Annotated in this window: 14 protein-coding genes and 2 pseudogenes; 4 read left to right on the top strand and 12 right to left on the bottom strand. The window is 65.3% G+C overall.

Features of this window, described 5'->3' with window-relative positions:
• Nucleotides 1–180: hypothetical protein (locus ACWEO2_RS19620; RefSeq protein WP_452406605.1), on the top strand; the 180-nt coding region annotated here is incomplete at its 5' end.
• Here the strand turns inward: ACWEO2_RS19620 and ACWEO2_RS19615 are convergent.
• From ACWEO2_RS19615 to ACWEO2_RS19580, 8 genes are all read right to left on the bottom strand, one after another.
• A complete protein-coding gene (locus ACWEO2_RS19615) occupies nucleotides 162–2,951 on the bottom strand; it encodes a hypothetical protein (RefSeq protein ID WP_452406604.1) in 2,790 nt (929 codons plus the stop codon). The two genes, ACWEO2_RS19620 and ACWEO2_RS19615, sit on opposite strands and share 19 nt — an antisense overlap.
• Nucleotides 2,952–3,113: 162 nt before the next feature.
• Nucleotides 3,114–3,509 (bottom strand): VOC family protein, encoded by a 396-nt coding sequence (locus ACWEO2_RS19610; RefSeq protein ID WP_452406603.1) that lies wholly within the window; start codon nucleotides 3,507–3,509, stop codon nucleotides 3,114–3,116.
• Nucleotides 3,510–3,535: 26 nt separating this feature from the next.
• Nucleotides 3,536–4,279 carry a CPBP family intramembrane glutamic endopeptidase gene (locus tag ACWEO2_RS19605; protein WP_354961741.1) on the bottom strand — a complete coding sequence of 248 codons (744 nt, stop codon included), beginning with the start codon at nucleotides 4,277–4,279 and terminating at the stop codon, nucleotides 3,536–3,538.
• Between the two features lie 87 nt (nucleotides 4,280–4,366).
• Nucleotides 4,367–5,317, bottom strand: coding sequence for an RluA family pseudouridine synthase (locus tag ACWEO2_RS19600; RefSeq protein WP_452406602.1), 951 nt, complete (start codon nucleotides 5,315–5,317; stop codon nucleotides 4,367–4,369).
• 51 nt (nucleotides 5,318–5,368) lie between these two features.
• On the bottom strand, nucleotides 5,369–5,824 hold the full coding sequence (locus ACWEO2_RS19595; protein WP_452406601.1) for a TIGR03667 family PPOX class F420-dependent oxidoreductase: 456 nt from the start codon (nucleotides 5,822–5,824) through the stop codon (nucleotides 5,369–5,371).
• Nucleotides 5,825–5,926: 102 nt separating this feature from the next.
• On the bottom strand, nucleotides 5,927–6,094 hold the full coding sequence (locus ACWEO2_RS19590; RefSeq protein WP_355183894.1) for a hypothetical protein: 168 nt from the start codon (nucleotides 6,092–6,094) through the stop codon (nucleotides 5,927–5,929).
• Between the two features lie 58 nt (nucleotides 6,095–6,152).
• Entirely contained in the window at nucleotides 6,153–6,488 is a 336-nt protein-coding gene (locus ACWEO2_RS19585) for a TetR family transcriptional regulator (RefSeq protein ID WP_452406600.1), read from the bottom strand.
• 154 nt (nucleotides 6,489–6,642) lie between these two features.
• Complete coding sequence (locus ACWEO2_RS19580) at nucleotides 6,643–7,113, bottom strand: hypothetical protein (RefSeq protein ID WP_452406599.1); 471 nt, start codon at nucleotides 7,111–7,113, stop codon at nucleotides 6,643–6,645.
• Between the two features lie 319 nt (nucleotides 7,114–7,432).
• Here ACWEO2_RS19580 and ACWEO2_RS19575 point away from each other — a divergent pair, with 319 nt between their 5' ends.
• Nucleotides 7,433–8,422 (top strand): sulfotransferase family protein, encoded by a 990-nt coding sequence (locus ACWEO2_RS19575; RefSeq protein ID WP_452406598.1) that lies wholly within the window; start codon nucleotides 7,433–7,435, stop codon nucleotides 8,420–8,422.
• Between the two features lie 62 nt (nucleotides 8,423–8,484).
• Here the strand turns inward: ACWEO2_RS19575 and ACWEO2_RS19570 are convergent, their stop codons facing one another.
• Nucleotides 8,485–8,913 (bottom strand): VOC family protein, encoded by a 429-nt coding sequence (locus tag ACWEO2_RS19570; RefSeq protein WP_452406597.1) that lies wholly within the window; start codon nucleotides 8,911–8,913, stop codon nucleotides 8,485–8,487.
• Nucleotides 8,914–9,084: 171 nt separating this feature from the next.
• Nucleotides 9,085–9,891, bottom strand: a complete 807-nt coding sequence (locus tag ACWEO2_RS19565; protein WP_452406596.1) for an LLM class flavin-dependent oxidoreductase — start codon at nucleotides 9,889–9,891, stop codon at nucleotides 9,085–9,087.
• Nucleotides 9,892–10,094: 203 nt separating this feature from the next.
• Here ACWEO2_RS19565 and ACWEO2_RS19560 point away from each other — a divergent pair.
• A pseudogene (locus tag ACWEO2_RS19560) lies at nucleotides 10,095–10,340 on the top strand (ABC transporter ATP-binding protein); the annotation flags it as partial.
• Between the two features lie 285 nt (nucleotides 10,341–10,625).
• On the opposite strand, the gene ACWEO2_RS19555 reads toward ACWEO2_RS19560, so the two are convergent.
• Both ACWEO2_RS19555 and ACWEO2_RS19550 read right to left on the bottom strand, forming a co-directional pair.
• Nucleotides 10,626–10,802: a hypothetical protein gene (locus ACWEO2_RS19555; RefSeq protein ID WP_452406595.1), complete on the bottom strand. Its 177-nt coding sequence runs from the start codon at nucleotides 10,800–10,802 to the stop codon at nucleotides 10,626–10,628.
• Between the two features lie 530 nt (nucleotides 10,803–11,332).
• Nucleotides 11,333–11,602 carry a putative quinol monooxygenase gene (locus ACWEO2_RS19550; RefSeq protein WP_452406594.1) on the bottom strand — a complete coding sequence of 90 codons (270 nt, stop codon included), beginning with the start codon at nucleotides 11,600–11,602 and terminating at the stop codon, nucleotides 11,333–11,335.
• On the opposite strand from ACWEO2_RS19550, the pseudogene ACWEO2_RS19545 reads away from it, so the two are divergent.
• Nucleotides 11,589–11,755: pseudogene (locus ACWEO2_RS19545) on the top strand (ABC transporter ATP-binding protein); the annotation flags it as partial. The gene ACWEO2_RS19550 and the pseudogene ACWEO2_RS19545 overlap by 14 nt on opposite strands.
• Nucleotides 11,756–11,780 lie beyond the last annotated feature (25 nt).

Here is an 11,780-nt window from a genome sequence, read left to right as displayed (position 1 = left end):
ACCCATGTTCGACTAACTCTCACTTCCACTGTGCGTATGTCGCTGGCGGCGTATTGCTCGGTATGCCATGGCCATACGGGCGATCAGTCCCAGCTTGTCTGGCTCGGAACATCCGAGCCGGACGGCCTTTGCGCATCAGCTGATCGCAACCCCGTGCCCGATCAGCTGCTGATCGCGTAGGGGCGGCGGACCCGCCTGGCGAACTCCAGGACCTGGGCGATGGCGGTGCGGGAGAGTCCGACCTCCGCGCCGATGCTGGTCGGGGTCCACGATTGATCGGCGAGCATGAGTATTTCGGCGAGCTGCTCCACCGGGATGACCGAAAGTCCGCGCCCCGCGATCGCACGCGCGACCGACCACACCTCGATGTCATCGCTCTCCGAGCCGAGGTTCTCGGCCAATAACTCATCGGCCGAAAGTGATTGCACGACTTCGCTGATCACCTCGCTGGTGGTGCGGCGCTGGTCGAGCTGCTTGACCTCGGCCTCGGGTTCCGCGGTGCGGTGCCGCGAATGTTCGTGATCGGTGACGCGGGTGTCCTCGGTGCTCGAGGGGCGGTGATCCGTCTGCGATCCCACAACCCGCCCGATGCGCTCGGCCGGGGTCGGAGCTGCGCTGCCGGTGGTGTGCTGGGTTTCGGTCCGCGTTGGGGTTTCGGTTCGAGTGTTCGAGTGCTGAACGCGAGCTGTGGCGGCGGGCGCACGGTTCTCGGCCGCGTCGTGGCCGGTTTGCGCCGCTGGTTCCACTGTCGTGGTATCGAAGATGCTCAGTTGCGAATCCATGACCGGGCGAATGGTGCTTGCCCGCTGGGAATCTGCTTCTGGGGCACCAGAAGTGATGTGCTCGTCGCGAGCTGCGGGCGTATTCGACTGTGCTGGCGGCGGATTGATACCCGAGGCAGGATTCGTGTGCTGGTCATGGGTGCTTGCCGCGGAGGTGGTGTGCTCGTCGCGAGGGCTGGCTGTTGTCGGCTGTGCTGTTTGCGGTGCGACGCCGAAGCCAGCAGTGGTGTGCTCGTCGCGAGGGCTGGCCGTATTCGCCTGTGCTGTCTGTGATGCGACGCCTGAGCCAGCAGTGCGCTCGGCGCGGGTGCTCATGGGAGCCGCGTACCCGGCGTGAGTGGTCACCGGTGCGGTGCGGGGCTCGGCCGCAGTGGCAGCAGGAGTTGTGTGCTGGTCGCTGGTGTTTGCGGCGGTCGCCGGTGTGGTGGAGGGCTGGGGCGAAGCGGCAGTCGTGTGCTGGTCGGTGGGAGCTGGTGATATGCGGGGCTCGAAGTTTGTGGCGGTGTGCGCGGCGCGGTCGGTCGCAGGGCTCGTGGCGGGATCGGATACGAGACGCGGATCCGGGTCGGAGGCGTGAATCATATTCTCGCCGAATGCGCTCGGGGCAGCAGCCGGGTTGTAGTTCGGCTGTGGGTTCTGGCCTGCCACGGCGGTTGGGGTGTGGGGCGCGTTGGGCTGTGTGGAGTGCGGTGAGATGCCTTCGGTCGTCGCCGATTCGTCGAGCATTGCGCGGGTGGCGGCGGCATCGTGGACAGGTGCGTCACCTGCGGTGGAGGCGGGTGTGGGCGGTTGGCCGTGGCCGATGGACGGGGTTTGGCCTGCGCCGTTAAAGCTTGTCGACGGGGCAGGGATATCGTCTGCGCCAGTTATATCGGGGACGATTTGCGCGCTGGGCGTTGTGCGCGTGGCGGTTTCGGTATGCGCGGCAGTGGGTGCCTCGTGGGTTGCGGGGTAATTCGGCTCCGCGTAATTCAGCGTTCCGTGGTGCGAGATGGGGTGGGCGGCAGGGGTGGTGAAGGTTCGCGTGCCTTCATGGATCGAATTCGAGGACGGAACGGTCGTCGGACTGCCGGCGCGCCGATATTCGTCGACGGTCGGGATCTGTTGGGTGCGGCGGCCGTTGGTCGAACGGGTGCTTTGTGCGTGGTAGACCAGGGTTTCGGTGCAGTCGAGCCGGGAGACGGGGACCGCCTCGGGCTGCGCGCCGCGCATCGCTGCCTCGGCGATATGTGCTGCGTGGGGGTCGGTCATATCGACCGGAAAGCGGACGCCCGCCTGGTCGAGCAAGGGGTCGAAACCCTTGGCGGCCAGCAGTTCTCGGCGGTCGGTCGGTTCGTCGGCGCGGAATGTGGTGATCGGCGCGCCGCGCTCGGTGGTGACCCGCTGCCGGGGTGGCAGCTCGGGCTCGTCGTCGATCAGCGGGACGCTATCGATGAGCAGGGCATAACGCGCGGAAACCCAGGCGTGCAACCAGATCACGACGCCGACCATGACGGGGGCGATCGCGTATTCGGCGGCCTGCCCGAAGGAACCGGCGGCCAGGTGCGGGCCCGCGTTGAGCGCGACGGTCGTGCCGAGTAGCGCGGCTTCGAATAAGACGACCTTGCCCCGGTCGAGTTCGCGGCCCCACCTGGCGGCGGTGGTCGCGGCGACCATGATGGTGATGATCGGGATCGAGATCATCGCCTCGATCCCATAGCTCAACCAGTAGAGCGGATCCGCCATATTTCCGCTGGGCACCAGGTTGTGCTGTACGTTCACCCCGGCCCACACCATGCCGAGCACCACCACCACGATCAGCGCACGCGATGACCACTCGGCCCTGCGGTACAACTGGGCAAGTCGCGCATCCTGATTCGACACCCGCCGCCGCGCCGCCAGCGCCCGCCGATGCCAGCGCGCGTCCGCGTCGTCGGCACGCTGGATCGCGGCCGTGGTCCGCCGATTACGCTTCTCCGCCGTCAGTTCGTCCTCGACGGCCCGCTTGCGCTGCCCCCGCCGCTGCGCCCGAACCCATTGCGCGAGTTCACGTTCCGCATCGATCTCGGCATCGGACAACACCTGCACCAGTGCCGCGTCATCCTGCAGCGGCAACCGACCACGCGCGTTCGCGACCCGCTCGGCCAACGCGGCAATCTCGGACCTATCGGTCGACTGTTTGTCGCGCATCGCGAGCCTTCCCGGGAGTAGGTGTCATCTCGATGCAGACCTACTTGCTCGAACATATGTGTGATCGCACCGAGATTAAACCGCTACCCGCCCGAGGTCAATGCTCCGCGTCCGAAAACTCGAACAAATGCGCGAACGCGACGTGTCATCGTCCTAGGGGGCTCAGGCGTTCTTGTGGCAGACGGCCTCGAGCATGACGCCGTCGGGGCCGGTCCAGAAGGTGGCGTAGTACGGCGGCGGGTACTCGGGGAATTCCTGCGGAGCGTGGATGATCTCGTCGCCGCGAGCGCTGGCCCAGACGTGTACGCGGTCGACGGCCGCGCGGGTGCGGACCATGAAGGCGAGGTGTTGGAGACCGGGAGCGGTGCGCGAGTAGCCCGGGGACTCGGCCGGGTAGAAGAAGATGAACGTGCCGGGCTTGTTGTCGGCGGGCCAGTAGGCGAATTGGTCGGCCGCGCTGATCAGCGGCGCATAGTCGAGCAGCGGCATCAGCTCGTCGTAGTAGGCCTGGGCGGCACTGAGATCGGTGACGTTGATGCCGAGGTGTCCAAGGGGCATATTCGGAATTTACGCCCGATCCGGGATCAGGTCAGGGTGGTATGCCAAACGATGGCGGCGGCCAGGGCACCTGCGCCGTTGACGGACCAGTGCAGGGCGATCGGCGCCAGCAGGCTGCCGCTGCGGCGGCGCAGCCAGGTGAAGACGACGCCCGCGGCCGCGGTGGCCACCACGGCGAGGAGGATGCCGATGATCTGGCCCGCGGTGCCGCCGCCGAAGAATCCGGTCAGGCCGCGGTTGCTGGTGGTCAGGCCGAGCGATGAGGCAATATGCCAGAGGCCGAAGAGCAGCGAGCCCGCTGCGAAGACCCCGCGCGCGCCGTATACCCGGTCCAGGGTGCCGTGCAGGACGCCGCGGAAGGCCAACTCCTCCGGAATCGCGGTCTGCAGTGGGATCACGATCATCGATGCGATGAGTGCGCCGGAGATGGTGGCGTAGCGGTCGGCCAGGAAGAACGGCCGGGTCATCGGCAGCAGCGCGCCGATCGCCACCACCGCGAGCACCAGGCCGACCGCGCCGAGCGCGTAGAGCGTGCCGCGACGCCAGTGCCGCGGCGAGAGTCCGAGTTCGGACCAGCCGAGTCCGCGTCGGCGCATCAGCGCGAGCAGCACCACGGCGGCGATCGGAACGGTCAGGATGCTCGCCCACGCGGTGGTGAAGTGGGCGATCAGATTGGTGCCCGCCAGGACGATCACCACAACAGCCACGTCCAGATAGGCGTGCAGCTTGTGGCGGGGCGGTACCGCTTCGTCGAGGTCCTGTTGAAGCATCGGGACCAGTCTACGGACGTGCGCAACCGGCGAGCGTCGGCCGAACTGCGCGGGCGGCGTGATCGTCATGGTCTTATCGGTTTCGCATCACGCGCCGACGGTGTTAATGCCGGTCCGCCAGCCGTCCGGATCCGCCCATGCCTGCAGCGTGCGTGCGCTGTCGAAGCGGCGGGGCGCGCCGCTGATCGGATCGGTGAATTCGAGTGATGCGGCCAGCAGTTGCAGCGGTCGGGTGAAATCGTTCACAGATTTGTCGGTGAGCACCGGATAGAAGTCGTCGCCCAGGATCGGAATGCCGAGTCCGTTCATGTGTAGCCGCAGCTGATGGGTGCGGCCGGTCCGCGGTCGCAGCCGGTAGCGGCCCAGTCCGCCGCGCTGCTCCACCAACTCGATCCAGGTCTCGGCATTCGGCTCGCCGTCGACCTCTTGTGCGGCGAGTACCTGCTTCTCCTTGATGATGCGGCTGCGCACCGTCCGCGGCAGCGCCAGATCCGGATCGAAGGCCGCGATGGCCTCGTACTCCTTATGCACCGTGCGCTTGTGGAACATGGTCTGGTAGGCCCCGCGCCGAGCCGGATTGATCACGAAGAGCACCAGTCCCGCGGTGACGCGATCGAGCCGGTGCGCCGGAACGAGATCGGGTAGGTCGAGTTCGCGGCGCAACCGGACCAGGGCGGTCTGCAGAATGTGCTGGCCGCGCGGAATCGTCGCCAGGAAGTGCGGCTTGTCCACCACGAGCAGATCGTCGTCGCGATGGACGATGGGGATATCGAAGGGCACCACGGTTTCGTCGGGCAGATCGCGATGGAACCAGACCGCACCGCCCGGCACATAGGGCGCGTCCGGGGCGATCGGACCGGCCAGGTCGACGATGCCGCCCTGATGTAGTAGCTCGTCGATCCGCGCGGCCGGCACGCGCGGCAGCCGCTCCACGAGGTGGTCGCGAATCGTCGCCCAGCCACCCTGCTCCGGTAGGCGGAGCCGGGCCGGGTCCAGGCCGTGCCGCTTGGGCAACGGCGGCTGCTGCCTCCTTCTCATCGGCAATGACCTTAGCCGCCGGTAAACCCCCAGCTCACGGCCGGGTCGGGCTCAGAAGCCGCGCAGCCGATCCGGGGTGATCCGTACGGCGACCGAATATTCGGCGTGGAATTGGTCCTCGGTCATCGAGATGGAGGCCAGTCCCTCGGTGTATTTCTCGGTGAATGCGGCGGTTTCCGCCGGGGTGGCACCGGACTCATCGATCCGGGCGGTGCCGGTCAGCACCACCACATCGCCACCGCTCTCGGTGCTGTTGAGGTGTAGCGATACCCGCGGGTTGCGGGCGATATTGCGCAGTTTGGACTTATCGGCCTGGCTGAAGATCAGGAATTCACCGTCGCGCCACTGGAACCACACCGGATTCGGCTGCGGTGTCCCACTGGGGCCGACGGTGGTCAGCCAGATGATGTTCTCCTGTGCCAGGCGGGCGGCGACCTTGGCGCCGAATGTGGTACCGGTGTCGACGATGGCGGAGCGATCGGATTCGGTGGCAGGCCCACCCGTCACCCGACCACCACCCCCGGCGGAATCGCTTTGCGATGCTGCTCTCATAGTTGTGCACAACGCCGGGACAGTCGCGTCGATTCCGGGTCGGCACGGTTGCGCCGCCTACGGCTGGGCGCGTTCGTCCAAGACCATCCGACGGGACTCGACCAGGGTCTGTCTGGCGCGGCGGCGGACCTTGCAGATGTCGACACTGCAATACAGGTGCACTTGCATCGCGCGGTGCGCTTGCTCCTTGGTCAGGTCGCCCGGATCGTGGTGGCAATCGCTCATATTCGAAATAATTGTCGTGACAAACATTTTCACAACTCCAACCACAGTCGAATTCTGTTCAGCAGCAGAAGCTAGTGACGTTCGGGCGCGAAAGATACCGGTATGACCCGCCGTTCACACAACCTTCCTCGGCGCGTCGAACGCGTGAAATCCGCGGGTCCGGGTGGTCGTTCGACCGAAAGCCCGGCGTGGTCGGCGACACCATGAGTGGGCGGTTGCCATCGACCGCATCGCATGCGTTGCCAAGTGTCCGTGAGGTTTTCGACACCTGACGCAGCACCGCTTGGATCAGCTCGGTCCGGCTCGGAAAGTAGTGCTGCAGATGGCCGATGCGCACATCGGCCGCGGCGGCGACGGCGCGCATGGAGGTCTGTGCGTAGCCGACGGTGCGCAACCGGGCGACCCGAATCTTTGCACCGCCGATGCGCACCTGCCGGGAATCTCGCAGTGGCATCGTCATGCGCCGAACGCCATTCTGGATTATCTCGAATTCCATGCCGAGTCGGTCCATGAATTCACCGAGTCGAACCCTGCCCGATCGGCAAGCGCTAGCGAACTGCGATATCGACTTCCTTTGCGCCGCCCACTTGTTCGGCGAGCGCGGCGGTCACCGATCCGGTGACGCCACCAATCCAACTCGAGGACAGTAGAACCGGTGCGGTGGGATGCAGCGTCGCGGCGACCACGGCGGCCCGAGTTGGGCGGGTTGTCCAACGGGTGATGTCGACGTAAGGGATGCCCGCGCGGACGGCGGCCCGCAGTACGCGGTCGTCGGGATCGTTGACCGTACTCACCACCGCGCGCGCGTCGGTGTGGAAGCCGGTGGCGTCAGTGCGGTGCCAATGTGCCACCCGCGCGCCGAGTTCCTCACCAAGGGGCCTGCCCCGCACGGCATTTCGGCCGGTGAGCAGCAGCTGCCGAGGTGCGGGAGCGCGGCGGGCCAGTTCGGCGCCGACGGTGCCGTAGCCGCCGACGATGAGAACCGTTGCGTTGGTGTCGAACTGCAGGTGGTCGGGCATATCGGTAAATCCAGGTTGTTGTCGAGTCCACCCCCCCGGTTCACGGGTCTTGTGAAGTTGCCCAAATCGGATGCATCGTCTTCTTCGGATCTGATCGATATGACGGTCCACGCGGATTCCGGTGTCGCCGAGACGAACTCGGCGCTACGGTGGTCCGCATTCGATTCCGAAGGGCAGCGGGATCGGGGACGGGAGGTAACAACGTGTGTTTCCTCTATTTGCGCGTCCAGAGCCGCCGAAACCATTCACCACAGTTGGTTCGGTGCTACGACCGCCGCGGGCCGGGCGGCGATGATCAAGTAATGCGAGGGAAGTTTCAATGTCAACAGGGGTGACGCCGTCGAGTGCGCAGGACTACGCCTCCGACAAGTACACGAAGGGCTTCGAAGTATTCGAAGAATGGCAACTGCACCGCTACAACCGGGAGAGTTATCTCGCACATCCGCTGCGCTCCGTGCAGCTGGGAATGCGCTATCTGACGCTGCCGCATTATTTCGGCAGAGTACCTCCGGTTCGGCTGTGGTTGCGGCGCTTCGGCGGACCGCGAGTGTCGCCGGATTTCGCCTGTGTCGGCGCGCTGAAAAGCGGTACGACCGATCTGGCCAGCTATCTCATGCAGCATCCGAGCATCCTGGCGCCGCTCACCAAGGAGATCGGCCACGGCTACCCGCAGTTCTGGGGGCCGTACTTCCCGACCGAACATGAGAAGGCCGAGGTGCTGCGATGTACCGGCCGGGCGCTGACGGGCTACTTCGACCCACTGCTGCACGATCTTCCGTTGATCGACAACTACAGTGCGGCCCGTCCGGACGCCAAGATCGTCATGATGTTGCGTGATCCGGTGGATCGTGCCTATTCGCACTACAAATGGGATCTGTTCCTCAGTAACAAGGACGGCCTGTGCGCCATGCCGTACGGCAGGACCTTCGCCGACTACATCGGATACGCGCTGGACATGTTTCCGGCCCCACCGCCCCCGACCTCGCTGCCCTCCATGCCGGTGCTCAGCACCGGTGTCTACGCCAATGCGGTGGCCCGCTGGCTCGCGGCATTCGGCAAGGACAATGTCTATATCGTCACCGCCGAGGACTTCTTCGCCGATATCTGCAAGACCGTGCGCGGTATCCACGAATTCCTCGGACTGCGCGCCATCGAGCCGGTCCTGCACCACGTATTGAACCGCAATCCGCTCGAATTCCCCGACCCCGACGACGCATCGGTGGCCCGGCTGCGTGAGTTCTATCGCCCGTGGAACGAGCAGCTGTTCGAGCTGATCGATCGTGACCTGGGTTGGAATGATCACCAGTGACTACGCCCGCTTAGACGCGCTGCGCACCCAACGGTAGGAGAGCTCACTCGCTATGCCTATCGTCAGCCCGCTGGATGGGTCGATCCGACAGGACGGTCGGGTTCGTCGGTGGGAACGTCAGTTGCTGCGGTGGTAGCGATGCAGAAGGGATGTCCGACGGGGTCGAGAAGGACACGGAAGCGCTCACCGCCGGGCTGTTGAGACGCCAGCACGGCGCCGAGGCGGAGGAGGTGTTGTTCGGCCTGGCCGAGGTCTTCGACAGCGAAGTCGAGGTGGAGTCGACGTGGCGCGGCGGGATCGGGCCATGCGGGTGGCTGGTGGTTGGCAACGCGCTGGAAGTCCAGACGGACGTCGTGGCGGCTGGTGAGCACAACGAAGTCCGGGCTGGAGGAACGTAGCTGACCGCCGAGGAACTCCTGATAGAACCGAGCGAGTCGGGTGGGGTCGGGGCAGTCGATGGTGACGGCGAACAGGCGGGCGGTGATGGCCATAGGCACATCCTGTCAGCTGCGGCGGCCCCGGTGCCTGCCTTGCGGGGCGGTATCCGGTGTCGTCGACGAAGCAGCGGTACGGGGCCGACATACGCAACATCCTCACGTCAGCATGAGCGAGCAGTCTCAAAAGGGTTACGTCGCCGCGCTTGCGACCCCCTCGCCGCCCAACTAACGTCCGGCGAGCTCGGCGACGACCGGAGCGAACCTGTCGGCGCAGTCGGCGCCGAAGATGAAATAGGAGAAGCCGATCTCCTCGCGTCGCCGCTGAATTTCCTCGGCGGCGGCCGCCGGGTCATCCGGAAGTACGGTCATTGCGTCCACCGCGCGCAGCGCAGCAGGGTCGGTGTCGGGAGGCGCCATATGCGGCGCGACCGTGTCGCCGATGACCGGGACGGCGAGCGCGAGCTCGACGTCCGCGACAGCGCGGAAATCGCGTGCCAGCCGCGCGACTTCGCCCCGAGGCTGATCCCCAAGCACGAAGGTGACCGTGTCTGCGACCTCGGCCGCCAACGCCTGGGCCTTCGGACCGAGTACGGCCATCGCCACGGGCGTATGCAGGTCGGGGCCGTCGAGATCTCGCAGCGTCTTGACGGTCTCACGTACCTGTGCCAGCCGCTCGTACGGCGGCGGTACGTCGGGCATTCCCTTGTCGCGGAGCTCGTCCTCGATTCCCGGTCTGCCGGTGCCGATGCCCATCTCGAAGCGACCCTCGGTCAGCAGCGACAGCGAGTGCGCTTCCCACGCCGTCAGCCAGGCCGGGCGTAGTGGGGAGGCGTACACCCAGGTGCCCACACGCAGGTCGGTCAGGGCCGCGACGGTGGCCAGCATGGGGCCGGGCGCCGGTTGCGTCTGCGGGAAGTCGGGCACCAGCAGCGTCGAGTAGCCGCTGTCGGCGATGCGGCGCACGCGATCTCGCCACGTCGGCAGGTCGGTTCTGAGCGGGGCAACGACCCCGAATCGAAACGGTCGCATCATGTCTGGACTCCTGTCTTTTCGGTCTATCCAGACGTATGGACGAAGGATCCACCCGGAATTCATCGGTGCAGCCGAGATCGTGTACACGCTCCTGCGAATGCCCTGAATCGGCATTACCGCGCGGTCGCGACGGACGTTTGAAACTATCAGCTACGTGACCAGGCAAATCCGGCCAAGATCTTGACTCGAGACTTCTATCTAGCGAACTCACCAGGGATAAACGGTCATGCGTTGTCGCGCATCGGCTGGCTACCATCGCGCACGTCGATCAGATCCTGTTCCTGGATGACGGACGGATCTTCGAACGTGATACGCACGCTGAGCTTTTGGCACTGGGTGGACGATATGCGGACTTCTGGAACGAGCGGTCGCCTGCCACCGGTTGGCAGCGGCTCCCGCCTAGCCGCTCAGCGTTCGGGCCTCGCGTTGGCCGGAACATCCCCGGGTGATCCACCGCGTGGTCCTTGTAGGAATGCCGCGAGTATGTCGTTTGCCGCGCGCTGAGTATCCACTGGTCGTCGCGGTCGGTGGTTTCGGCGGCGCCTGATCTGTGAATGTCGTTGCAGGTGAAAGGTATTAGGCTCGGCCTGGTGGGGTCCGAACATAAAAGAACGCCTAGTAGATCAGCGGTTGTCGAGAACACTCGATACGACGAACGCCCCGAACCTCCACAGTGAGATTCGGGGCGCTGTCGTCGTTCCCAATGGAGTAGGCGGGGCGCAGACTTGCTTGGACTAGAGCAGATGCGCGATGCGGTCGATCATCCAGTCGGTTGCCGCGTCATGGTCGTTACCAGGGATTTCCCGAGTCGCATACATCGGCTTGCTTACGAAGCGACGTGAACCCTTGCCCATCTCCGGTCGCACCGTCCACCACCACAGCTCGCGATGCAGCATCGGACCGTTGCTCACGTCTCGGGGGTGCCGACGCCGCGTCCTTGGGCGCGAGAACCGGCGTGCGAACGATGCCGCACGTTCGCGCAAGCTGATCGGCCCGTGGTAGTCGGCGTATCGGCGTCCACTCAAAAGCGACATATCATCCTCTATTCGCATTGGGCGGCGGTCACAACCCGCACATGGCAGCTGTCACGACTTTTTGGCCGGATACCTGGGGGTACTCGTAATCTCGCCCCTGAATCTTACCCGTGGCGTTGGCATAGATCCGATAAACCCCAGGCACGCAGGGCGCCTGGGGGTCGTGTAGGTCTGACGCGATGTGGGGATGATGCTCGACCGCTTCGCTTCGCCGACCCTCTCCCATGTGTTGTCAGGAGTTCGCCGTTGCAGTTGCAGGTAGTAGTTGTGGGTCAGCCCCGCGTCGGCAGGTATGGGATCGCACTCCGCCCATCCGTAACCCTCGATATTCGGGATCAGAACTGTCGGCGTGCTGTAGGTGCACTTGCAGTCCGGGCTGGCAGCGTCACGGTCGGGCAAGCCTGTAGTCAGGCTGCGGGCAGGCCCTTCGAGACTGCTGGGGCAAGGAACTCGACGCGGAACGATGCGACGTATTCGCTGCGCTGGTCCAGGAACCGCCGGGTATGCGGCTGCCGCTCGTGCTCCTCGAACGCCTCGCGGTCGCGGTACACCTCATAGAAGATCCGCGAGAGCGGTTTCCCCTCAACGGTGTTGGTGGCATACACCAGCGTGCCAGGTTCGTTTTCGATGATGCTCTTAACGGTCTCGGCGACGAGTTGGTCGAAGGCCGCCACCATCGCGTACGCCGATCAGATCCTGTTCCTGGATGACGGGCGGATCGTCGAACGTGGCACGCACGCCGAGCTTTTGGCGCTGGGCGGACGATATGCGGACTTCTGGAACGAGCGGCGCCTGCCACCGGTTGGCGGTTGGAAGCGGCTCTTGCCTAGCCGCTCAGTGTCCGGGCCTGTGTTG

This window comes from Nocardia sp. NPDC004278 (genome assembly GCF_053602975.1).
This window is presented reverse-complemented; position numbering and strand designations above follow the sequence as displayed.